Below are 22,610 nucleotides of genomic sequence, written 5' to 3' on the forward strand. Positions count from 1 at the left end.
GCGGGCTTTGGCCGGTGGCGTCCGTTCATGGGAAATCGATTGGCGCTCCCACGCCGTTGAAGATTTTTTGTTTGGTAATCGACACGCGGAGTGTACGGCAGATGAAAGCGCGTGAGGGCGTCCCGCCTCCATCGAAAGTCATGTTTGTGCAAGTCCGTTCACCGTTTTGTGAGAGTCCGGACCTACCGGGCTTTATATCCTCTGCTCACGGTCATTACGCCGTTCACCAGTGGAGGGATCATGCATTACCGGATAAAAAAGGGCACGACTGTGGGGGTGGCGCGTCTGCCCAAGGGAAATCTGCACGCATTGGCGTTCTGCGGCGTCCTGGGGACGTCCGTGCTGCTGGCGGGCTGTCTGGGTGGCGGCGGCGGGAGCGACGACGATGCCAGCGTCGTCCAGCCCACGACCTTGAACTGCGATGACAGCATCGCCAAGAATTTCAAACAGGATTCCGCGCAACTGGGCGGCGACACCAAGGTGCTGCTGGTCAAGCACTTCAGCAAGGGCGACAAGCTGGCGCTGCCCGACTCGACGCTCCCGTCGTCCGTCGCGCCGCTCGTCGCCTCTGCGGACGTCTGCCTGGTAAAGCTGGTCGTCGGTCCGGGGTACACCTCCGAGCCGAGCAGCGCTCCGTCCTGGTCGCAGGGCATCGGGATCGAGGTCTGGCTGCCGGAAAAAACCGCCTGGAACAACATCATTCGCGCCTATGGGTCCGGTGGCGCGGGCGGAGGTTTCCATACCGACATCACGAAACTGGGGCCGAACTCGGGTCAGGGTACAGCTTCTCACGTCGCCGCCTTCGGGAAAGGCTACGTCGTCAGCCATTCGGACGGTGGGCACGTCGGCGGAACGACCGGTAACCTGGGGGGCGGCACCTTCACTTGGGCAATGAAAGTCGATGGCACGCCGAACATCGTCCTGTGGAAAGATTTTTCCGAACGCAGCATGCACGTCCAGGCGATTACCACCAAGGCGCTGGCGGCGGCCTACTATGGCAAGGCACACACTTACGCCTACTGGGACGGACAATCGACGGGCGGGCGCCAGGGCTACAAGCTCGTGCAGAAATATCAGACGGACTTCGACGGCTACCTGCTCGGCGCTCCGGTCGTTAACAACAATCACGTGACGCTGAGCTCATTGTGGCCGCAGATGATCATGAACGTTGAATTCGGCGGCGCGATGATTCCGGCCGCCAAGGCCAATTTCGTGAGCGCGCAAGCCGTCAAGGCGTGTGACACGTTTGGCATCGGGCTGATCGCCGATCCGCTGTCGTGCAAGTACGACCCCACCAAGGACGCCGCCGCCTTGTGCAACGGCGTCACCGGCAACGGGGGCGTCACGGGAACGAACACGGACGGCAGCACCTGTGTGAGCAAGGCCGAAGCCACGGCCTTCAACAAGGTGTGGTATGGCTGGACCAGGGACGGCCACGCAACCGATCCGTCTGTTGACGGCAACGGCATGGGTATCGCGCTGGCCGGCAACCAGCTCTGGTATGGCATCACCCGGGGAAGCAACCTGACCGGCATCAGCCAGGCGGGGGTTCTGCCGACGGGTCCGGCGCTCGCCACGATGAACGCTTTCGGCCCGCAGACGCTTGCCGCCGATCTGGTGGCGGTGGTCCTGCAGAATCCCGCGTACGGCTGGACGAACTTCACCAACGCCACCGGCAACGGGCAAAGCAAATACCTCGAACTGACGTACGCGTCGTTCGCCGACGTGCTCGATCGTGCGCTGGCGATGGACGACCTCTACTTCAGCCATTACGAGGCGAACAACAATGATCTGACTGCGGCGCGCGACAGCAACCGCAAGATCCTGCACTATCACGGGTGGCACGACGAAGTCGTTCCTCCCGGCGGGTCCATCAACTACTACCAGCGCGTGGCGGGCTACATGGGCGGCATCGCCGAAGTGCAGAAGTTCGATCGCCTGTTCATGATCCCGGGGTATGCCCACGACTCGACGTTCTCGCGCAGCGGACAGATCGACCCGGCGACGAAGACTCCGGTCTTTGAAAACGTGCCCTTGCCGCAACCCGCGACGGGTCGGGATGAGCTGTTCTCCGCAATCCGCAACTGGGTTGAAAACGGCGTGGCGCCGAGCAGTATTGTCGTCAGTTCGTCGAACAACTCGGTTTCGATGCCGATCTGCATGTATCCCGCCAAGCCTGCTTACAACGGCAGCGGCGATGTCAAGGCGGCGGCAAGCTATACGTGTAAGTAAGTGATCTCACTGTAAATCCGCAGGCAATGCCGGCTCCTTCCGGGGGCAGGCATTGTCGCAACGGGCTCGTTATCCGCCGCACTCTTGGCCTTGGGCAAGGGGGGATATACTGAAACGCCGGTCAAGACGGAGTTCGGGTTCCACATGATCCAGCTCGACGACTCCCGTCCGGCACAGCGGCCTTCGTTCGAGGCGCTCAAGCCACGGCTGTTGCAGCAGGCACAGGCGCAATTGATAACGAAGCTTCTCGATTCGCTGCGCACACAGGCAAAAATCGATTGAACAATAATTGGCGCGACCCACCGGCCCAGCGCCGCGGAAGGCAGATCCACCCGGGGAGACCGTCCATCCGCATAGAGATTCATGGCCGAAAGTTGATCACAGATCGGGGGAACGTGATGCAACAGAGGATATCGACAGAAATCGCGACATCAGCCAGCGTCGCCAAGGATGCGCAGCAGAAGCCCTTATTGGTGCTGCCCGACCATTGGAGCGGAGTGCCGCTCGGCATTTTTCCATTGCCCTGCGCCGAGGAGCGGGGGCCGTCGCACGCGGCTGATCCGATGCTGTTCCTGGTCTTGAGCGGTTATAGCCAGCGCAAGTACCGATACAACAGCAACGTGATCGACCTCGAGACGAAGCCCGGCGGAATCGAACTCAAAGGCCGGGATTATCAGCGGGAATGGGCGCGCTGGGACGGCACGCCCGGGTTTACCGTCGGCGTGCGGTTTTCCGCGCCCGTGGTCAATCGGCTGCTGAGAGGGGTCTCGGACTTCAACATCGCGACAAAGCACGAGTTCTTCGACCCGAAGATCCAATGGCTGGTGAACGAACTCGTGTCGGAAGCACGCCAGGGCGGCCCGAACGGCGGGCTGTACAGCGAAAGCCTGTCCTGCGCCCTGCTCGGCTATCTGGCAAAACACCACGGCAACCAGCGGGGGTTCGACCAGTACTCGGGAAAACTGTCTCCCGGCAATCGAAGGCGAATAATCGACTATATCGAGGCAAATCTGGGCGAGGAGCTGAGCGTCAGCAGGATGGCCGAAGACGTCAACCTGAGCCCCCATTATTTCTCCCGATGCTTCACGGCCTCATTCGGCATGCCGCCGCATCGCTACGTACTGCAACGCCGGATAGAGGCCGCGCAAAGGCTGATGCTGATGACGGAGAAATCGTTCGCCGAAATTGCCGTTGACCTGGGCTTTTGCAGTCACGCGCACCTCACCCGTGCATTCCGCCAAGTGACGGGCATCACCCCCAAGGCGTTGAGGCGATCGAAACCGGATAACGCGTCCGAGCCGAGCTGAACTCGGAATGAAAAAGGCCTGCATTGCTGCAGGCCTTTGAAATACTGGTAGGGCGTGTAGGGATCGAACCTACGACAAACGGATTAAGAGTCCGCTGCTCTACCAACTGAGCTAACGCCCCACGAAATGGGAGTCCGGATTATACATCAGGCTCCGGGTTTCCTGGTAGGTCGGGGGAGATTCGAACTCCCGACCAACGGATTAAAAGTCCGCTGCTCTACCGACTGAGCTACCGACCCAAAAAAACAGGAACGGCGGATTATAGTGACCGGTCCGATGCCTGTCAATGCAAGGGGTTGCTAGGCGGCGTAGTGCGTCGGGTCGGTCACGCCGGCCGCATGGAAGCCGTCGCGGCGCAGGCGGCAGGAGTCGCAGACGCCGCAGGCTTGGCCGTGCTCGTCCGCCTGATAGCAGGAAACGGTGATGCCGTAATCCACCCCGAGCGCGCTGCCCTGGCGGATGATTTCGGCCTTGGTCAGGTCGATCAGCGGCGCATGGATGGTCATCCGGTTGCCTTCCACGCCGGCCTTGGTGGCGAGATTGGCCAGCCGTTCGAAAGCAGCGACGAATTCCGGCCGGCAGTCGGGATAGCCCGAGTAGTCCACGGCGTTGACGCCGACGAAAATGTCCCGGCTCTCCAGCACTTCCGCCCAGGCGAGCGCCAGCGAGAGCATGATGGTATTGCGCGCCGGCACGTAGGTGACGGGAATGCCGTCGTCGGCGCCTGCCGTCGGGACGTCGATGTTGCGGTCGGTCAGCGCCGAGCCGCCGAAGGCGGCGAGGTCGAGGCGCACGACGCGGTGTTCCCTGGCCCCGAGTGCCATCGCGACGCGGCCGGCGGCTTCTAGCTCGACGCGGTGGCGCTGGCCATAGTCGAGCGACAGGCAGTAGCAGTCGAATCCGGCATCGCGGGCGATGGCCAAGCAGGTAGCCGAATCGAGCCCGCCGGAAAGCAGGACGATGGCGCGGCGCGGGGATGTGGCGGATGGAGCGTTCATGGCATGTCGGGCGGATTCGCCGGGAGAATGTTTTTTCGCGGCGCGGACTAGTTGACGATCAGCGCCGAGAGTTCGCGGTCGAGCAGGGCCGGATCGCCGAGATTGAGCTCGACGAGGCGGCGCAGGTGCGTGATGCTGTCGAGGTCCAGCGTCACGGCGCGCAGGCCCGCGTAACGGCCTTCCACATGGACGACGCGCGCGTCCATGGCGATTTCGGCCAGCGTTTCGTCGAGCCGCACGCGCAGCTTGCAGAGCGCCTGATCCGCCGCCGTGGTTCCGGCGGGCAGGCGGACCAGCGCGCCTTTCAGCGACAGGTCGAGGACCACCGCCTCGCAGGTCCGGTCGGGAAAGGTCAGCGTCGCCGGAGCGTGGAAGGCGATACGGGAGTACTTGCGGCGTTCTTGGACCATGGGGGACGATCTGGGCGGGAGATTCACTTGCCCTGCATGTTACCCCAAAGCAGCTTGTGCAGTTGCAGCTGGAAACGTACCGGCAGGCGGTCGGCCAGAATCCATTCCGCCAGATCCCGCGGTGCGATTGCACCCTGCACGGGGGAGAAGAGGATCGGGCAGCGCCGGTCCAGGCCGTGTTCGGCGATGGCTTGCCGGGCCCATTCGTAGTCGGCGCGGTCGGCGAGCACGAACTTGAGCTCGTCATGCGGCGTCAGCAGCGGGATGTTCTGCCAGCGGTTGCGTGCCGATTCGCCCGAGCCCGGCGCTTTCAGATCGACGATGCGCGACACGCGCGGATCGACGCCGGCGATGTCCAGCGCGCCCGACGTTTCGAGCGAGACGTCGTAGCCCGCGTCGCACAGCGCGGCGAGCAGGGGCAGGCAGTTCTTCTGCGCCAGCGGCTCGCCACCGGTGACGCACACCTGCCGCGCGTCGTATCCGGCAACCGCGTTGACAATTGCCGCCAGCGTCATGCGCCGGCCGCCCTTGAAAGCGTGCTCGGTGTCGCACCACGTGCAGCGCAGCGGGCAGCCGGTCAGGCGGACGAAAACGGTGGGCAGGCCGATGCGCGAAGCCTCGCCCTGCAGGGAATGGAAAATCTCGCTGACGAGCAGCGATGGTTCTGTCCGGCGCTCGGCCATCAGGCTACTTTTTCAGGCGCTGTTTGGCCGTGGCGGCCGCGGAACTGTCCGGATACTTGATCAGCACGGCTTCCAGCGTGGTGCGGGCGCTCTTGGCATCGCCCAGCTCCTGCTGGCACGAGGCCACGCCGATCAGCGAATCCGCCGCCCGCGGGTTTTGCGGCCACTTGGCGACGACCACGCGATAGACGTCGATGGCCCGCTTGCAGTCGCGCTGGGCGGTGAGCGCATTGCCCTGCCAGTAATAGGCGTTCGGCGCGAGCGTGCTGTCGGGATGCGCCTTGGCGAAGGCTTCGAAGGCCGCCGCCGATTCCTTGAGCTTGTTGGCCTTGAAGAGGTTCAGCGCGGCTTCGTATTCGCGGGTCTCGGCCGCCGGGTCGGACGGCTTTTTGTCCGCCGCCGCATCGGCCGGAGGCGGCGGGGCGCTGCCGTCGGCTTGGGCCGTATCCGCCGCGGCCGGCGGCGTCTCGAGCTTGCGCACGCGGCCGTCGAGATCGACGTAGAAATCCTGCTGGCGCTTCTTGGCGGATTCGAGCTCGTACTGGAGCGTTTCCACCTGGCCGCGCAGCCTGGCGTTTTCTTCGCGCAGGGACTGGATCTGGTTCATCAGCTCGATCTGCGCCTTGGAGAGGGTGTCGACGCGCTCGTTGACCTTGATCGACAGATCGTTGACCTGCCGTCGGGCTTCATCGTCGTCGAACAATCCCGCACGCGCCTGCTGCGTGCCGAAAACGGCCAGCAGCAGGGCGATCGCGGAAATCGCCGGGCGAAAACGCAAGCGGCGCGCCGGCATCTCAGAACTCGCCGCTGTACAGCATGTCGCTGCGGCGGTTTTCGGCGAAGGCCGCCTCGTCATGGCCCGCGTTCTTCGGCTTTTCCTCGCCGAGGCTGACCGATTCGACCTGGTCTTCACGGGCGCCCAGCAGAACCAGCTGTTTCTTGACCGCGTCGGCGCGCTTCTGGCCGAGCGCCAGGTTGTATTCACGGCTGCCGCGTTCGTCGGTGTTGCCCTGGATCAGCATCCTGAACTGGCGGTTGTTGGTCAGGAATTTGGCGTGCGCGGCGACGAGATCCTTGTACTCGGCCTTGATCTCGAACTTGTCATAGTCGAAATAGACGCTGCGTTTGGACAGGATGCTCTTCGGGTCGGTGAGTTCGGGCGGCAGCTTGCGGCTGTCCATGCCGTTGGCGGTAACGGTGGCGATCTTGCCGTCATTGCTGCGCGATTCGACCGGGGCACCGGCTTGTTCGGCATCGGGGGTCGAGCTGCAGCCAGCAACCAGGAGAATGAGAAGAGTCGGGATGATGAGGCGTTTCATTTATGAATCTCCAGCGTCAATAAAATGTCCGGTTGTTCGAAAGGTCCGTTACCGACGGTAGGGGCCCCAGGCCGGCTCACGGACGTCGCCGGCCGGGATGGAAAGGCGCTGCTTGATGCGGCCGTTGACCGACACGGCCGACAGCACGCCGCGACCGCCGACTTCGGTGGCGATCAGGATCATGCGGTTGTTGGGCGCGAAGGACGGCGATTCGTCTTTGGCCGAGTCAGTCAGCACCTGCACCTGGCGGCTGGCCAGGTCCATCACCGCGAGGCGGAAAGCGCCGTCGCGCCGGCTGATGAAGGCCATCGTCTTGCCGTCGCGGGAGATGCGCGGCGAGACGTTGTAGCTGCCTTCGAAGGTGACGCGCTGGTCGCCGCCGCCGTTCAGGCTCGTGCTATAAATCTGCGGGCTGCCGCCGCGGTCGGAAGTGAAATAGAGCGTCTGGCCGTCGGGGGCGAAGCACGGTTCGGTGTTGATGCCGGAACCGGTTGACAGGCGCTGCACGCCGGAGCCGTCGGCGTTGATCAGGAAGATTTGCGAACCGCCGTCCTTGGACAGCGTGACCGCCAGCCGGCGGCCGTCCGGCGACCAGGCTGGCGCCGAGTTGGAGCCCTTGAAGTTGGCCACCACGACGCGCTGGCCGCTGACCAGCGAGTGTACGTAGATCACCGGCTTCTTGTTCTCGAACGAGACGTAGGCCAGCCGCGCGCCGTCGGGCGACCAGGTCGGCGAGATGATCGGCTCGCGCGAGATCAGTGCGGCCTGGGCGTTCTGCCCGTCGGCGTCGGCGATGTGCAGTTCGTAGCGCGCCGCGCCGCTCTTGACGACGTAGGCGATGCGCGTGGAAAAGACGCCGGGTTCGCCGGTCAGCTTTTCGTAGATGAAGTCGGCGATGCGATGGCCGGCCGCGCGCAGCATGCTGGACGAGGTGCTCAGCGCTTCGCCGCCGAGCGGCGCCTGCCGGGTGACGTCGTACAGCTGGAAACGCGCTTCGAGGCGGCCCCCGCTGTCCGGCTTCACGCTGCCGGCGGCCAGCGCGTCCGCCCCGCGGTTTTTCCAGTCGCCGAAGCCCGGGCTGGTCGTTTCGGTCATCGAGATGCCCGAGGTATCCACCATCCGGAATACGCCGCTGCGTTCGAGGTCGGCGCGCACGACGCTGGTCAGGGCGCGCGCGGAACCGAATTCGCCGCCGAAGTCGGCAATCGCGACGGGAATCCGGTTGGCGCCGGCGCCGGTGATTTCGATGGTCAGTTCGGCGCGCGCCGGGGACGTCAGGGAGAGAAGGACCAGAGCGCTGCTCGCGATCAGGCTCAGGCCGCGCAATGAGAGCGAGGGTCGAAACATGGGACGCAGGCTTCCGGAAAAGAGTTTTCGATTATATCGTCTGAGCATGGCAACGATTTGTAACGAAAGGTAATTCCAATTCCCTCTCGGGCAGCGGGGCGCGTTCATTCGTCGAACGGCTTGTACTTCACTTCGAGGTCGCGGGTGAAGAGGCCCGGCTGGTCGGGCAGCGGCAGCGGGTCGGATTTTTTGATGGCCCGCTCGATGGCGTCGTCCAGCAGCTTGTTGCCGCTCGACTTGCTGAGCCTGACGTCGATGATTTCACCCGAAGGCAGCTGGGTCACCTTGAAAATGGCCTCCGGATTGCCCTTGATCGAAGGCGGCAGGACGATGTTCCCCTTGATCTTGCCGCGAATCTTGGCCGCGTAGTCGGCCAAGCCGCGCGCGCGCGCCGACGACGCCTGGTCGGCCCGCATCTGCCCGAGTTGCTTGAGCTCGGCGTCCAGGCCCGCGCGGTGATCCTGCGCCGTCTGCGCCGCCGCTTTCTGCCGCTGTGCGTCTTTCAATTCCTGTTCGAGCTGCTTCTGGAAGTCGGGAACCTCGCGTTTCGGTTCTTCCTTCTTGGGTTCCTCTTTCTTCGGCTCGGGCTTCTTGGGCTCTTCCTTCTTCGGCTCCTCTTTCCTGGGCTCGGGCTTCTTGGGTTCTTCCTTCTTTTTCTTGTCGTCCTTGACGGCGATGTCCGGCTTGACCGGCGGCGTCGGCTCGGCCTTGGGCACGGGTTTGGGTTCCGGCGGCGGGGGCGTGGGCGCGGGTTCGGGCTTGGGAGCGGCGACCGGCGCGGGCGCGCCGCGCCACACTTCGACGGCGACCGACGACGGCGACTGGCTTTTCCATTGCACGCCGAAGAACAGCGCGCCGAGCAGCAGCAGGTGCACCGCCGCCGACAGCACCAGCGCCGTGACGTTGGTTTTTTCCTCGGGAGTAATCGGGGTGAGGTTGTCCACTGTCGCTTCCGGGCCGGCCTACTTGCCGGTCGGCTGGACGAGCAGGCCGATGCGCTTGACCTGCTGGCGCTGGAGCTCGTCCATGACCCGCAGCACCGCTTCGTACTTGACGTTCTTGTGGCCGACGATCAGCACCGGCCGTTCGGGGTCCTTGCGCTGGGCGTTGATGATGGCCTGCGCGAGTTCGTCGCGGCCGAGCGGGGTTTTTTCCCCCTTGTCCATCAGGGACAGCGCCTCGTTGGCGTCGATGTTCACCTGCAGGGCCTCGGCGGGCGCCTGCGAGGTCTTGCCGACCGACGGCACGTCGATGCTGGCGGTGGTCATCATCGGCGCGGTGACCATGAAGATGACCAGCAGCACGAGCATGACGTCGATGTAGGGGACGACGTTGATTTCGTTTTTCAGGCGGCGTTCGCGCATGCTTCCTCCCGCCTAGCGCATCTGGCGCTGCAGGATGTTGGAGAACTCTTCCATGAACGACTCGAAGCGCGTGGCCAGACGGTCGATCTCGTGCGAGAAGCGGTTGTAGGCGACCACCGCCGGGATGGCGGCGAACAGGCCGATGGCCGTGGCCACCAGCGCCTCGGCGATGCCCGGCGCGACGGCCGACAGCGTGGCCTGGCCGACGTTGGACAGGCCGCGGAACGAGTGCATGATCCCCCACACCGTACCGAACAGGCCGACGTAGGGGCTGACCGAGCCGACCGAGGCGAGGAAGGCGAGGTGCGCGTCGATGTTGTCGACCTCGCGCTGGTAGGTGGCGCGCATGGCGCGGCGCGAGCCGTCGATGATGTCCTTGGGGTCGAGGTTCTTCTGGCTGCGCAGCTTGGCGAACTCGCGGAAGCCGGCCTCGAAGATGCGCTCCATGCTGCCGGTGCCGTGGCGGTTGTTGACCGCGCTCTGGTACAGGTTGTTGAGGTCGCCGCCGCTCCAGAAATCGCGCTCGAACTGTTCGGTCTGCGTCCTCGCCTCGCGGACGGTGAACCACTTGCGGAAGATGTAATACCACGACATGAAGGACACGCTGGCCAGGATGGCCATGACGAACTGGACGACCGCGCTGGCGTTGAGAATCAGGTGCAGGATGGAAAGGTCTTGCGAGACGTTCATTGGATGGCTTCCAGTTGAGCCCGCATCGGGGCGGGAATGGAGGTGACTTTCATCTGTCCGGAGCCCGTCTCGATGCTGACGCAGACGATCTGAATCCTGCCGCTGGCCAGCTCTTCCCAGCCGTCCTCGCCCGCCGGGCCGCCGCGCCGGACGTGCTGGCGGAAAAAGATCTGCGAGCGCGCGATCTTCTCGACTTCGAGGCTGACGGTGAGCAGGTCGTCGAGGCGGGCGGGCTTGAGGTAGTCCAGGCTGACGTTGCGCACGACGAAGGCGATGCCGGGGTCGCGCAGCAGTTCGGCCTGGCCGTGGCCGATGGAGCGCAGCCATTCGGTGCGGCAGCGTTCGAGGAATTTCAGGTAATTGGCGTAGTACACCACGCCGCCGGCATCGGTGTCTTCGTAGTAGATGCGAACAGGGATGGTGAAGGCGTTGGGCTTCTGTTCGTGTTTCATGGGCGGAACATTCTAGGCGCGCTGTGAAGGTTTTGATGTAAGAATTTGTGACAACCCATTGTTTTATGGCATGTTCATGGGGTCTGCCAAAGCTCGTTCTGGGTTTTTTGGGATGGCGTGTCGAGGCCCATATGGCGGTAGATGGCGGCCGTGGCGACGCGGCCGCGCGGCGTGCGCTGCAGGAAGCCCTGCTGGATCAGGAAGGGTTCGAGCACGTCCTCGATGGTGTCGCGCGCCTCGCCGATCGCGGCGGCGAGGTTGTCCACCCCGACCGGCCCGCCGCCGAACTTGTCGATCACCGCCGCGAGCAGCTTGCGGTCCATCACGTCGAGGCCGCCGTGGTCGACGTCGAGCATCGACAGCGCCTCGTCGGCGACTGCGCGGGTGATGTGCCCGGCGGCCTTGACCTCGGCGAAGTCGCGCACCCGGCGCAGCAGGCGGTTGGCGATGCGCGGCGTGCCGCGCGAGCGGCGGGCGATCTCCAGCGCGCCGCCGGCGTCCGTCGGCACCTGCAGCAGTTGCGAGGAGCGCGTGACGATGTGCGTCAGCTCCTCGGGCGTGTAGAACTCCAGCCGGGCGACGATGCCGAAGCGGTCGCGCAGCGGGTTGGTCAGCATGCCGGCGCGCGTGGTCGCGCCGACCAGGGTGAACGGCGGCAGGTCGAGCTTGACCGAACGGGCGGCCGGGCCTTCGCCGATCATGATGTCGATCTGGAAGTCCTCCATCGCCGGATAGAGGATTTCCTCGACGACCGGCGAGAGGCGGTGGATCTCGTCGATGAACAGCACGTCGTGCGGTTCGAGGTTGGTGAGCATGGCGGCGAGGTCGCCGGCGCGTTCGAGCACCGGCCCGGAGGTCTGGCGCAGGCCGACGCCCATTTCGGCGGCGACGATGTGCGCGAGCGTGGTCTTGCCCAGGCCCGGCGGGCCGAACAGCAGCACGTGGTCGAGCGTGTCGCGGCGGCGCTTGGCGGCTTCGATGAAAATGCCCAACTGCTCGCGGATCTTGGCCTGCCCGACGTAGTCGGCGAGGCGCTTCGGGCGCAGCGCGCGCTCGATGGCGTCTTCCTGGCTCGACTTCGATTCGGGCGAGATCAGGCGGTCGGTCGGCGTGTCGCCGGCGCGGTCGAAGGAATCGGTCTCGATCATGTCAGATGGAAGGCTGCTCTTCGTATTCGGTCAGCGCCAGCCACTCGCGGATCAGCACCTGGCCGAGGGCGAGCAGCATCGGGCCGAGGAACAGGCCGATGAAGCCGAAGACCATCACCCCGCCGAAGATGCCGACGACGATCAGCAGCAGCGGCAGGCTGGAGGTGCGCGAGATGAGGATCGGCTTGATGAAGTTGTCCACGCTGCTGATGCCGAACATGCCCCACAGCAGCATGAAGATGGCCCAGCCGGTCTGGCCGCTGTCGTACAGCCACCAGGCCGCGCCGAGCCAGATCAGCGTGGCGCCGATCACCGGCACCATGGAAAAGATGAAGGTGGTGAAGGTGAGCATGGCGACGCCGGGGACGCCGGCGATCAGGTAGCCGATCATGGCCACCAGTGCCTGCGCCGCGGCCGTGCCGACGATGCCGATCATCACGCCGGTGACCGTGCCCGCGGCGAGCTTGAGCATGCGCTGCCCGAGGCCGCCGGCCAGCTTCTGGCTGCCGTTGCGCAGGGCAGCCGCGTATTTCTCGGCGTCGCGGAAGATGAAGAAGACGAAGAAGATGACCAGCATCAACTGCAGCAGCCCCTGGCCGAAGATCGAGACGGTGGCCAGCGCCATCCGGCGCGTCGGGTCGATCAGCTGGCGCAGCAGGTTGTTCATTTCCTCCCGGCTGGCGGCGAGTTCGTGCCAGTAGGTGTCGATGATCGGGCCGGCCAGGGGCAGGTCGGACAGCCAGCGGGGCGGGTTGGCGGACAGTCCCGTCTCCATGATTGGCCGCAGGTAGCGCACCGCCGATTCGATGCCCTGGGCCAGCGTGCCGGAGAGCAGGGCGAGTGGCGCGAGCAGCAGCAGGACCAGCAGGGCCGACATCAGCAGCGCGGCCAGGTGGCTGCGCCCGCGGCACAGCTTGAGCATGTAGTCGCGCAGCGGGGCGGTGGTCACGCAGATCACCACGGCGAACATCAGCGTGCCGGTGAAGGGCAGCAGCACGGCGATGCAGCCGATCAGCAGCAGCGCGACGATGGCGATCTGGATGATCTGTTTCTGGGCGGAGGTGATGTGTTGTTGCATTATGGCTTGGCGAGAAGTTTGAGTGCCTGGCGGATGCCGTCCGACGTTGACAGCTCGGACGGGAGTTGTTTCATGACGGCCGCTGCTTCGCGGTCATTGTATCCCAGCGCCAGCAGCGCATTGAGGATGTCATGCCGGCTGTCCTCGGCGGGCAGCCGGGCGGCCGGCAGGGCGTCGGCCAGCTTGCCCTTGAGTTCGAGGAGCAGGCGCTCGGCGGTCTTCTTGCCGATGCCGGGCACCTTGGTCAGCCGCCCGGCCTCCTGGCGCGCGATGGCCTGGGCGAGATCGTCGACGGACAGCCCCGAGAGCACGGCCAGCGCCGTGCGCGCGCCGACGCCCGAGATCTTCACCAGCTGGCGGAAGGCGAAGCGTTCGGCCTCGGTGCCGAAGCCGTAGAGGAACTGGCCGTCCTCGCGCACGACGAAGTGCGTGAGCAGCGTGCAGGCCTCGCCCACCGCCGGCAGGTTGAAGAAGGTGCTCATCGGCACGTCAACCTCGTAGCCGACGCCGCGCACGTCGAGGAGCACCTGCGGCGGTGTCTTTTCCAGCAGGGTTCCGCTCAAACGCCCGATCATCTACTCGCTCCCTTTCGTTTTTCCCTGGATCAGCCGCCCGTTGCGCACCCTGAACCCCTTCGTCGCCAAAGCCCCGAGCCCCTGCCCGCCGTGCGCATGGGCGATGGCGCAGGCCAGCGCGTCGGCGGCGTCCGGGCTCGGATCGCCGGGCAGCGACAACAGCCGGCGCACCATGTGCTGCACCTGGACCTTGTCCGCGTGCCCGTTGCCGACCACGGCCTGCTTGACCTGCAGCGCGGTGTATTCGGCGACCTCGACGCCGCCGGCGACCAGCGCGGCGATCGCGGCACCGCGCGCCTGTCCGAGCAGCAGCGTCGATTGCGGGTTAACGTTCACGAAGACGATTTCGATGACAGCCTGCTCGGGCTGGTAGTGCGCGAGCAGTTCGCCGATGCCGGCGTGGATGGTGCCCAGCCGCGCCGGCAGCGCCTCGTCGGCGTCGGTGCGGATGCAGCCGCTGGCCAGGTAGGCGAGCCGGGCGCCGGTCTTCTCGATGACGCCGAAGCCGGTCGCCCGCAGTCCGGGGTCGATGCCCAGGATGCGGATCGTGCGATGCGGGTTCGGATTCAAAGTCGGCGGGTTCGTCGTGGCGTGGCGCGGGGGCGCGCGGTCGACAGTATACAGAGTCTACGGGGGGCCGCCCGGCAGGTATGAACGTGTGCGGAATTTCGCGTCGCGCGACGCGGGAATTCCGGATTTCCGCCGCGCGGAGGCCGCGTCCGGCGCCCGGGCCGGGAAAAAATTCCTTTGCACCTCAGCGGGTTGCGTGTCCGGCGGCGGGGCCGCAGGGCAGGAACAGTATTTGCGAGGGCTGCCGCGTTTGACCATTCTCGAATAATCCAAGGAGGGGAGATGAACACCAAGGTCATGACGCAGGCGGTCGGGAGTGGCGCTCCCGCGGCCGCGGGGCAAAAACACGTCTTGTCGCGCTACGGCCTGCATCTGGGCGTGGCATTCCTGCTGCTGATCGTGCTGCTGCCGCAGCAGCCCGGCCTGCCCGTCGCCGGGCACTACATGCTGGGCATCCTGGCGTTCGCCGTCACGGTGTGGATGACCGAGGCGGTGTCGTATCCGGTCAGCGCCGTGGTGATCACCGCGCTGATGGCCTTCATGCTCGGCTTCGCCCCGGACGTGGCCAAGCCCGACACGCTGATGGGCACCAGCAAGGGCCTGTCGATTGCCCTCGGCGGCTTCAGCAACACGGCCTGGGCGCTGGTCGGCGGCGCCCTGTTCCTGGCGGCGGCGATGACCCGCACCGGCCTCGACCGGCGCATCGCCCTGCTGGTGCTGTCCAAGGTCGGGGCGCAGACCAGCCGCATCCTGATCGGCGTGATCTTCATCGGCTTCGTGCTCAGCTTTTTCGTGCCGAGCACCACGGCGCGCGTCTCGGGCATGGTGCCGATCGTGATGGGCATCATCGTCGCCTTCGGCGTGCCGCTGCGCAGCCGTTTCGCCGGCATGCTGATGATCGCCGTGGCGCAGGCCGACAGCCTGTGGAACGTCGGCATCAAGACGGCGGCGGCGCAGAACATGGTCGCCGTCAGCTTCATCGAGAAGCAGTTGGGCGTGAACGTCTCGTGGCTCGACTGGTTCATCGCCGCCGCGCCCTTCTCGGCGATCATGTCGGTGGTGCTGTATTTCATCCTGATGAAGATGATGCCGCCCGAGAAGCAGGAGATCGAAGGCGGCCGCGCCATCGTCGCCAAGGCGCTCCAGGACCTGGGGCCGATGCGCGCCGAGGAGAAGCGGCTGCTGGCCATCTCGCTCGTCCTGCTGTTCTTCTGGGCGACGGAAAAGCTGGTCCATCCGTTCGACACGTCGACCACCACCATCGCCGCCATCGCCCTGATGTTCCTGCCGCGCGTCGGCGTGATGGACTGGAAGGAAGTGCAGAACGCCATTCCGTGGGGCACGCTGGTGCTGTTCGGCATCGGTATCAGCCTGGGGTCGGCGCTGCTGTCGACCAAGGCGGCGCCGTGGCTGGCCACCTGGATCAGCGCGGCGTTCGGCCTGCAGACCGCCTCGGCGCTGATGATCCTGGCCGTGCTCGCGCTGTTCCTGATTCTCATCCATCTCGGCTTCGCCAGCGCCACGGGCCTCGCCGCGGCGATGATCCCGATCGTCATCTCCGTGCTGCAAAGCGTGCAGACGCCGGGCATCAACGTGGTCGGCATGACCATGATCCTGCAGTACGTGGTCAGCTTCGGCATGATCCTGCCGGTCAATGCGCCGCAGAACATGGTGGTGTACGGCACCGACACCTTCGAGGTGCGCGACTTCGTGCGCACCGGCATCCCGCTGACCGTCATCGCCTACCTGCTGGTCCTGCTGATGGGCGCGACCTACTGGCGATGGCTGGGCTACGTGGGCGGTTGAGCGGGCCAAGCCGTCCGCAGGTGACGCGGACGGCATCGAGGCCGCATAATCCAGGACGCTCCCCGCACGGGAGCGACCGCGCCGGCGGACATGCCGTCCGCCGGCGTGCCTTGCTTCGGAACGGCATGCATGTGTTTCGCAGGTTTTCTTCCTTCCCTCGCCGCGCATTCCGGCCGGGCCCGCTGGCGGCTCGGGCTGCGCCTGCTGGCCGCGCTGGCCGTCTGCGTGCTGGCCGGCTGGGGCGCGCGCGAGGCCTTCCTCGCCCGCCAGCTCGACACGCTCGCCCGGCAATCCCGGCAGCACGTGGAGTTCTACCGGACGAGCCTCGACTCGCTGTTCGACGCGCAATGAATCGCTGCCGCGCATCGCGGCCATGGAAGGCCGGCTGCGCGAATTGCTGCGCGCTCCGGCGGATGGCCGCAAGGTGGCGGCGGCGAACGACTATCTCGAAGAGGTGAAGGAACGCGCCGGACTCAACGCGGCCTTCCTGATGGACCGGGGCGGGCTCACGCTGGCGGCCAGCAACTACCGCTCGCCGGGTTCCTACGTCGCGCACAACTACGCCTACCGCCCTTATTTCCAGGCGGCGATGGAGGGCCGGCTGGGCGTTTTCTACGGCGTCGGCGCGACCACCGGCGAGCCCGGCTATTTTCTGGCCGCGCCGATCGAGGAGGCGGGCCGGGAAACCCTCGGCGCGATCGTGGTCAAGATCAGCCTGGAGGATTTTGAGGCGGCGCTGGCGCGCAGCGGTGATCCGATCCTGCTGGTCGATGCCAACGGTGTGGTGATCCTGGCGTCGATGCCGGATTTCAAGTATCGCTTCCTGACGCCGCTCGAATCCGGCGTGCTGCGGCAGACCGGCTCGTCGCGCCAGTACGGCGCCCAGCGCCTGCGCCCGTTCGACGCGGAGCTGCGGGTGCAGGACGGGCCGCGCCGCGTGCGGGTCGCCCTGCCCGGCAAGCCGCGGGAGGAATACGTGGCGGTTTCCGCGCGCACGGGGCGCCTGGGCTGGTCGATCGTGCTGCTCAGCCAGACCCGCCAGGAGCGCCAGAGCGCCCTGCTGGCCGGCGCGGCCGCCGGCCTGGCGGCGGCCTTTCTGCTGTCGCTGGCGATCTTCCATCGCTTGAATGCCGAGCGGTACCGGGAGCGGCGCCAGGCCGAGGCCGCGCTGCGCCAGGCGCATGCCGGCCTGGAAAAGCGCATCGCGGCAAGGACGGCCGACCTGACCGCGACCAACGCCGCGCTGGAGGAGAAGGTGGCCGCGCTGAAGACGACGGAAACCGTGCTGCGCGAGGCCCGCGACACGGCGGTGCAGGCCGGCAAGCTGGCCGTGCTCGGCCAGATGGCGGCGGGCATCAGCCACGAAGTCAATCAGCCGCTGACGGCCCTGCTCACCTTCGCCGACAACGCGGTCGACATGCTCGGCCGCGGCCGCGTCGACGAGGTGCGCGAGAATCTCGGGCTGATCCGGCAGATGGCCGACCGCATGGCCCACATCGTCGGGGAGATCAAGAATTTCGCGCGCCGGCCGGCGGCGGACAGGAGCGCCGTCGAGGTGGCCGGCGTCGTGGATCAGGCGCTGATGCTGGTGGAGGCGCGGCGCAAGCGCGCCGAGGCGCGCATCGACGCGCACGGGATTCCCGGCGACGTGCGGGCGCTCGCCGACCCGCAGCGCCTGGAACAGCTGCTCGTCAATCTGCTGCTCAACGCGCTGGATGCCGTCTCCGATACGGCGGAGCGGCGGGTGACGGTGGCCGCCGTCCGCGCCGGCGAGCAGGTCCGCATCGTCGTGGGCGACAGCGGCGCGGGGATCGCGGCGGCAGTCTTGCCGCACCTGTTCGAACCCTTTTTCACCACCAAGGCGGCGGGGCAGGGGCTCGGACTGGGGCTGGCGATCTCGCGCATGATCGCGACGGAGCTGGGCGGGCGCCTCGACGCCCGCAACCGCGAGGCGGGCGGCGCGGAATTCACGGTGACGCTGGAGGCGGCATGAATACGGAAAGCAATCTTGCGCACGGGCCGGTCTATCTGGTCGAGGACGACGAGGTCGTCATGCGCGCCTGCGCGCAGGCGCTCCGGCTCGCCGACATCGACGTGCGCGCCTTTCGCAGCGCCGAGCAGGCGCTGGCGGCGCTCGACGAGGAGCCGCCCGCCGCCGTGGTCAGCGACGTGCGCATGCCGGGCATGAGCGGGCTGGACCTGCTCGGCGCGATCTGGCGGCGCGACCGCGAGATCCCAGTGATCCTGATCACCGGCCACGGCGACGTGTCGATGGCGGTCGAGGCGATGCGCGCGCATGCCTACGACTTCATCGAGAAGCCGTTCAACTCGGCCCGGCTGGTCGATGTCGTGCGCCGGGCCCGCGAACGGCGGGCGCTGCTGCGGGAAAACCGGGCGCTGCGCGAACAGCTCGGCAACCTGCGGGAGATGCCGCTGATCGGCGCGTCCGAGGGCATCCAGCGGGTCGCCCGCACCATCGACTCGCTGGCCGCCACCGACGTCGACGTGCTGATCCACGGCGAAACCGGCACCGGCAAGGAGGTCGTGGCGCACGCCCTGCACACGCGCAGCGGGCGCACCGGCCCCTTCGTCGCGCTGAACTGCGGCGCGCTGCCCGAATCGGTGTTCGAGAGCGAGATCTTCGGCCACGAGACCGGCGCCTTCACCGGCGCCGACCGGCGGCGCATCGGCAAGATCGAGCACGCCACCGACGGCACGCTGTTCCTCGACGAGATCGAATCGATGCCGCTCGCGCTGCAGGTCAAGCTGCTGCGCGTGCTGCAGGAGCGCCGCATCGAGCGGCTCGGCAGCAACGTCAGCCTCCCGGTGAATTGCCGCCTGGTCGCCGCCACCAAGGCCGACCTCAAGCGCCTGTCCGAGCAGGGCGGCTTCCGCGCCGACCTGTACTATCGCCTGAACGTGGTCACCATCGAACTGCCGCCGCTGCGCCAGCGCCTCAACGACATCGGCCCGCTAATGACCTATTTCCTGCTCCAGGCCAGCCGGCGCTTCAACCGCGAAGCGCCGGCGTGGGACGAGCAGGACCTGTTCCGCTGGCAGCACCACGACTGGCCGGGCAACGTGCGCGAGCTCAAGGCGGTCGCCGAACGCCTGTGCCTCGGCGTCGGCGACGGGCTGGCAGGGCTCGCCGCGCCCGCCGTGTCGCTGGCCGCGCGCCTGGAGAACTACGAGCGCGGCCTGATCCGCGAGGCGCTGCGCGCGGTGCGCGGCAACGTCGCGGAAGCCGCCGAACGCCTGCATCTGCCCAGGAAAACGCTCTACGACAAGCTCGCCCGCCACGGCCTCGATCCGGACGCTTTCCGGGGCTGAACGACGCGCCGTGGCGACGTCTTTGCTCCATGTCGGATAGGAAATGCCAAGCTTACCCGATGAATTGAAATTTTATGGGGTAACCATGGCCTCCCGGCTTTATCAGTCTGACGGCCGCGATCCGGCCGATCATCGGCAGACTCATCGAGGTCGCCGCGGCACATCCGGAACTGGTCGGCGTACTTCGGACCTGCGGCGATTAGGCGGTGTTCGCCTGATCCGCGAGGCGCCGCGCGTGCCCGCCTACTTCGATTCCAGTTTCTCCAGCCAGCCGCGCAGGCGACGCAGGGCGGCGAACTCCAGCCCGTAGCGCCAGAACAGCACGCCGCCGCTGGCGGCGAGCAGCGGGTAGAGCAGGCCGCGGCCGAAGATCGCCGGCGCCAGCACCAGCGCCATGGCGTAGAAACCCAGGGTCGGGCCGTTGATCCAGCCGCGGCTGACGGCGCGCCGCTCGACGATGTCGTCGCGCAGCAAGGCCGCACGCTTGACCAGGGGTTCGAGGCGCAGCACGTCGCCGCGCAACTGCTGGAAGGCGGGGCCGCTGTCGCCGTGGGCGCGGATCTCGGCGGTCAGCGCCGCCAGTTGGTCGAGGGATTGGCCGAGCCTGTCGAGGTCCAGGTCGCTCCACCACCACAGGCCGTGGCCGAAGCCGCTCAGGCGGCTCGCGGCCAGGCAGGCTTCGGTGCGCAGGCGGCGGGAAGTGTCCTGCATTTCGTCCCTGGCCTGTTGTTCGCGCTCGCGCGCACGCTGGGCCTGCTTGCGCGCTTCGGGCAGCAGGCAGTCGAGCGCCAGCAGTTCCGCCGCCGTGCGTCGTTCAAGCGACGTCGGCGCCGGCAGCCAGGGGCAGTACACCGCGAGCGGCGGGATTTCGCGCTGCAGATGGGCGCGCAGCCGTCGGCTCCAGCCTTCGTCGTAGGCGAGCGCCAGCAGGCGGGCGTGCAATTGCCGCCTGCCGGGGCGGGAGGGGCCACTCTGGCCGAACAGCAGGTCGTCGACGTAGACCACCTCGCCCGGCGGGCGATGTGCCTTGACCTCGGCGGTGATGCGGGTCCAGGCGTCGTCGAAGTTCTCGCAGGCCGATTGCCAGTGGCGGGCGATGTCGCCGGCCTCGGCGTTGCCGGCCGCGGCGTAAGTGGCAAGCACATGCTGCGCGTCGATATCGTCGAGCAGCGCCGCCGCGGCTGCGTCATTCTTCAGCGCGCGGTCGACCGTCATCAGGATGTCGCGCAGGCCGATGCGCTGGCCGCGCCAGACCAGCGGCAGGCCCGGTGCCAGATCGAGGATCAGGCGCAGCAGGCGGCGATCGGGGGGCAGGCCGCTCTCGTAGTTGAGATCGATGAGCAGGCGGGCGCGGTTCTGGTCCTTGAGTTCGTGGCGGAACCAGTGCAGCAGCAGGCCGTTGTCGAGGTCGGAAAGCGCCTTTTGCCAGTTGCGCGCCAGCGCGACGCCGAGCTGTGCGGGCGTCCGGCACAGGTCCTCGCCGATCTGGTAGGCCGTGCCGGCCGCCACCGGCTGCGTCTCGTCGACGGGCGGCGGCAGCGTCGGATCACCGGCCAGCCAGCGGCGCAGTTCGGCCTCGCCCCAGCGCATCTTCGGGTCGCGCAACAAAAGGCCGCGCACCAGCGTCTTGAGCGCTGGCTCGTGAATGCCGGACAGGTCGATGGCGCGCGTGGTCAGCCGATGCAGGATAACGGCATCCGACAAGCCGGCGAAGGGATGGCTACCCTGTGCCGCTTCGAGCAGGATCATGCCCAGCGACCACCAGTCGGCCTGGCCGTCGAGCACGCCGGACAGGGCTTCGGGTGCGCTGTAGGCCAGCGTGCGGGCCATGCCGGTGAAATGCACGGTGGCGTTCTGCACCGAGGCGGTGCCGAAATCGGTGAGCACCAGATCGAGCGGCGTGCGGCGGCGGACCAGCACGTTTTCGGGTTTCAGGTCGCGGTGGATCAGGCCGGCGGCGTGGACGGCGGCGATCGCCCCGGTCAGCTCGGCGATGGCCTCGCGCAACACCGGCGCGGCCAGCGGCGCTTCCCGGCGCAGCAGGTCGCGCAGCGAGCCGGCGGCGCAATAGGCCATCACTTCGTAGGCGAAACCGTCGGACAGGCCTTTTTCGAGCAGCTCGATGCAATGTGCCGGGCCGATCGCGGCAAGACGCCGCTGCACGTTAACGTCAGGCCGGATGCCGTGGCGGTAGATCTTGGCGACGCGTTCCGGGCCACCTGCGCTGGCGCGTACCACGAGCAATTCGGCCTCGGCGCCGGCGGTCGGCAGCGCGCGCTCGATGCGGTAGCGCTGGCGCAGCGCGGCGGGCAGCGCGACCAGCGAGGGCGTGCCGGGCGCCGCGCCGGACAGGCCGGCGCCGGCGTCATCCAGCAGCCGGTCGCAGTAGAGGCAGCATGTCGTTCCCGGCGGATTCGTCTGTCCGCAGTCGGCGTGCGGACAGACGGGGCCGGCGGCGGGCTCCGCGTTCTCCGCAGCCCTGGCCGCCCCCGGATCGCTTGCCGTGGCGGCGGCGGGCGCCGTCGGGTCGACGCCGAACAGCAGCGCGCCGCAGTCGCAACGCATGACTTCCGTCGGATTTTCGCGGCCGCAGGTCGGGCAGCGGCGGATCTGCGCCGGCACTTCCACGGCCTGCGCCATGGCTATTGCCTCCAGGAAACCCGGTCCAGGCGCAGGCCGCGTTCGGCGGCCATGCGCTCCAGCGCGGCCAGGTCGCCGCGCTCCGGAATGCCGATGGTCCACAACCGTTCGCCATCGACCTGCACCTGGAGGCGTTTGCCCAAGGCGGCAGCCGGGGCATCCAGGAAGTCGCGGTAGACGCGTTCGCCGCGCGGCGACAGGGCGACCAGCGGCTGGTTCTGTGAACCGCGCCAAAGATGGGTGAGCGGCAGGCCGTTGACGTAAGGCTCGGGAATCAGCGCGTCGAGCCGGGCCAGCAGGCAGGCGTGGCGTTTTCGCAGCCTGGCCAGCGGATAGCCGCTGTAGCACAGGATGTCGAAATCGAGGCCGGCTTCGCGCCGCCATTGTTCGAGCGCGGCCAGCAGCGCGCTGAGCGCCTGCGGCTGGTCGAACGGCTCGCCGCCGCTCAGCGTGACGCCGTCGAAGCCGGCGCCACCGACCCGGCGGCACCAGGCGAGGAGTTGGGCGACGTTCATCCGCCGGCCCGGATCGTCGGCCCAGGTGTCCTGCGAGACGCAGCCCGGGCAGCGGATGCGGCAGCCCTGCAGCCACAGGCCGATGCGCCGGCCCGGGCCGAGCACGGTGACCGGGAAATGCGCCTTGTTGATCGCGATCTGCACGG

General features: G+C 67.0%; 23 protein-coding genes and 2 tRNA genes. 7 read left to right on the plus strand and 18 right to left on the minus strand.

The features are described from left to right. Window positions 1–240: 240 nt before the first annotated feature. The 3 genes from QM701_RS14375 (at window position 241) to QM701_RS14385 (ending at window position 3,539) form a co-directional block, all read left to right on the plus strand. Window positions 241–2,232, plus strand: coding sequence for a tannase/feruloyl esterase family alpha/beta hydrolase (locus QM701_RS14375; protein ID WP_415167726.1), 1,992 nt, complete (start codon window positions 241–243; stop codon window positions 2,230–2,232). Window positions 2,233–2,283: 51 nt separating this feature from the next. Beyond that, on the plus strand, window positions 2,284–2,514 hold the full coding sequence (locus tag QM701_RS14380) for a peptidylprolyl isomerase (protein ID WP_415169402.1): 231 nt from the start codon (window positions 2,284–2,286) through the stop codon (window positions 2,512–2,514). Window positions 2,515–2,630: 116 nt separating this feature from the next. After that, window positions 2,631–3,539, plus strand: coding sequence for a helix-turn-helix domain-containing protein (locus tag QM701_RS14385; protein WP_415167727.1), 909 nt, complete (start codon window positions 2,631–2,633; stop codon window positions 3,537–3,539). Window positions 3,540–3,584: 45 nt separating this feature from the next. Here QM701_RS14385 and QM701_RS14390 read toward each other — a convergent pair. The 16 genes from QM701_RS14390 to ruvC all read right to left on the minus strand — a co-directional run bounded on the left by QM701_RS14390 (window position 3,585) and on the right by ruvC (window position 14,173). Then, window positions 3,585–3,660, minus strand: a tRNA-Lys gene (locus QM701_RS14390). A 42-nt stretch (window positions 3,661–3,702) separates the two neighbouring features. After that, window positions 3,703–3,778, minus strand: a tRNA-Lys gene (locus QM701_RS14395). Window positions 3,779–3,838: 60 nt separating this feature from the next. Further along, window positions 3,839–4,537, minus strand: a complete 699-nt coding sequence (gene queC / locus QM701_RS14400) for a 7-cyano-7-deazaguanine synthase QueC (protein WP_415167728.1) — start codon at window positions 4,535–4,537, stop codon at window positions 3,839–3,841. Window positions 4,538–4,584: 47 nt separating this feature from the next. Next, the gene (locus tag QM701_RS14405; protein WP_415167729.1) at window positions 4,585–4,947 is read right to left on the minus strand and encodes a PilZ domain-containing protein; all 363 of its coding nucleotides are present in this window, start codon (window positions 4,945–4,947) and stop codon (window positions 4,585–4,587) included. 23 nt (window positions 4,948–4,970) lie between these two features. Then, window positions 4,971–5,630 (minus strand): 7-carboxy-7-deazaguanine synthase QueE, encoded by a 660-nt coding sequence (gene queE, locus QM701_RS14410; RefSeq protein ID WP_415167730.1) that lies wholly within the window; start codon window positions 5,628–5,630, stop codon window positions 4,971–4,973. A gap of 4 nt (window positions 5,631–5,634) precedes the next feature. Further along, window positions 5,635–6,423, minus strand: a complete 789-nt coding sequence (gene ybgF, locus QM701_RS14415) for a tol-pal system protein YbgF (RefSeq protein ID WP_415167731.1) — start codon at window positions 6,421–6,423, stop codon at window positions 5,635–5,637. 1 nt (window position 6,424) lies between these two features. After that, window positions 6,425–6,949 carry a peptidoglycan-associated lipoprotein Pal gene (gene pal / locus QM701_RS14420; RefSeq protein ID WP_415167732.1) on the minus strand — a complete coding sequence of 175 codons (525 nt, stop codon included), beginning with the start codon at window positions 6,947–6,949 and terminating at the stop codon, window positions 6,425–6,427. 48 nt (window positions 6,950–6,997) lie between these two features. Next, window positions 6,998–8,296, minus strand: coding sequence for a Tol-Pal system beta propeller repeat protein TolB (tolB, locus tag QM701_RS14425; RefSeq protein ID WP_415167733.1), 1,299 nt, complete (start codon window positions 8,294–8,296; stop codon window positions 6,998–7,000). 104 nt (window positions 8,297–8,400) lie between these two features. Continuing rightward, window positions 8,401–9,240 (minus strand): energy transducer TonB, encoded by an 840-nt coding sequence (locus QM701_RS14430; protein ID WP_415167734.1) that lies wholly within the window; start codon window positions 9,238–9,240, stop codon window positions 8,401–8,403. Between the two features lie 18 nt (window positions 9,241–9,258). Continuing rightward, on the minus strand, window positions 9,259–9,660 hold the full coding sequence (locus tag QM701_RS14435; protein WP_415167735.1) for an ExbD/TolR family protein: 402 nt from the start codon (window positions 9,658–9,660) through the stop codon (window positions 9,259–9,261). A gap of 12 nt (window positions 9,661–9,672) precedes the next feature. Then, entirely contained in the window at window positions 9,673–10,350 is a 678-nt protein-coding gene (tolQ, locus tag QM701_RS14440; protein WP_415167736.1) for a protein TolQ, read from the minus strand. Next, the gene (gene ybgC, locus QM701_RS14445) at window positions 10,347–10,802 is read right to left on the minus strand and encodes a tol-pal system-associated acyl-CoA thioesterase (RefSeq protein WP_415167737.1); all 456 of its coding nucleotides are present in this window, start codon (window positions 10,800–10,802) and stop codon (window positions 10,347–10,349) included. Before ybgC ends, tolQ begins: the two co-directional genes overlap by 4 nt. Window positions 10,803–10,876: 74 nt before the next feature. Beyond that, a complete protein-coding gene (gene ruvB / locus QM701_RS14450) occupies window positions 10,877–11,950 on the minus strand; it encodes a Holliday junction branch migration DNA helicase RuvB (RefSeq protein ID WP_415167738.1) in 1,074 nt (357 codons plus the stop codon). 1 nt (window position 11,951) lies between these two features. Beyond that, entirely contained in the window at window positions 11,952–13,028 is a 1,077-nt protein-coding gene (locus QM701_RS14455; protein WP_415167739.1) for an AI-2E family transporter, read from the minus strand. Beyond that, on the minus strand, window positions 13,028–13,603 hold the full coding sequence (ruvA, locus tag QM701_RS14460; protein ID WP_415167740.1) for a Holliday junction branch migration protein RuvA: 576 nt from the start codon (window positions 13,601–13,603) through the stop codon (window positions 13,028–13,030). Before ruvA ends, QM701_RS14455 begins: the two co-directional genes overlap by 1 nt. Next, a complete protein-coding gene (ruvC, locus tag QM701_RS14465; protein WP_415167741.1) occupies window positions 13,604–14,173 on the minus strand; it encodes a crossover junction endodeoxyribonuclease RuvC in 570 nt (189 codons plus the stop codon). It lies immediately after the preceding gene. Between the two features lie 282 nt (window positions 14,174–14,455). On the opposite strand from ruvC, the gene QM701_RS14470 reads away from it, so the two are divergent. The 4 genes from QM701_RS14470 (at window position 14,456) to QM701_RS14485 (ending at window position 19,309) form a co-directional block, all read left to right on the plus strand. Further along, complete coding sequence (locus tag QM701_RS14470; protein ID WP_415167742.1) at window positions 14,456–15,979, plus strand: DASS family sodium-coupled anion symporter; 1,524 nt, start codon at window positions 14,456–14,458, stop codon at window positions 15,977–15,979. A gap of 129 nt (window positions 15,980–16,108) precedes the next feature. After that, window positions 16,109–16,330, plus strand: a complete 222-nt coding sequence (locus QM701_RS14475; RefSeq protein WP_415167743.1) for a hypothetical protein — start codon at window positions 16,109–16,111, stop codon at window positions 16,328–16,330. A 22-nt stretch (window positions 16,331–16,352) separates the two neighbouring features. After that, window positions 16,353–17,972, plus strand: coding sequence for a sensor histidine kinase (locus QM701_RS14480; protein WP_415167744.1), 1,620 nt, complete (start codon window positions 16,353–16,355; stop codon window positions 17,970–17,972). Further along, window positions 17,969–19,309, plus strand: coding sequence for a sigma-54-dependent transcriptional regulator (locus QM701_RS14485; RefSeq protein ID WP_415167745.1), 1,341 nt, complete (start codon window positions 17,969–17,971; stop codon window positions 19,307–19,309). Before QM701_RS14480 ends, QM701_RS14485 begins: the two co-directional genes overlap by 4 nt. A 243-nt stretch (window positions 19,310–19,552) precedes the next feature. On the opposite strand, the gene QM701_RS14490 is transcribed toward QM701_RS14485, so the two are convergent. Beyond that, window positions 19,553–21,949, minus strand: coding sequence for a protein kinase domain-containing protein (locus tag QM701_RS14490; protein ID WP_415167746.1), 2,397 nt, complete (start codon window positions 21,947–21,949; stop codon window positions 19,553–19,555). A gap of 2 nt (window positions 21,950–21,951) precedes the next feature. Beyond that, complete coding sequence (locus QM701_RS14495; protein WP_415167747.1) at window positions 21,952–22,608, minus strand: 4Fe-4S single cluster domain-containing protein; 657 nt, start codon at window positions 22,606–22,608, stop codon at window positions 21,952–21,954. Between the last annotated feature and the right edge of the window lie 2 nt (window positions 22,609–22,610).

The sequence above is a fragment of the Propionivibrio sp. genome (genome assembly GCF_047602565.1).
Taxonomy (GTDB): domain Bacteria; phylum Pseudomonadota; class Gammaproteobacteria; order Burkholderiales; family Rhodocyclaceae; genus Propionivibrio.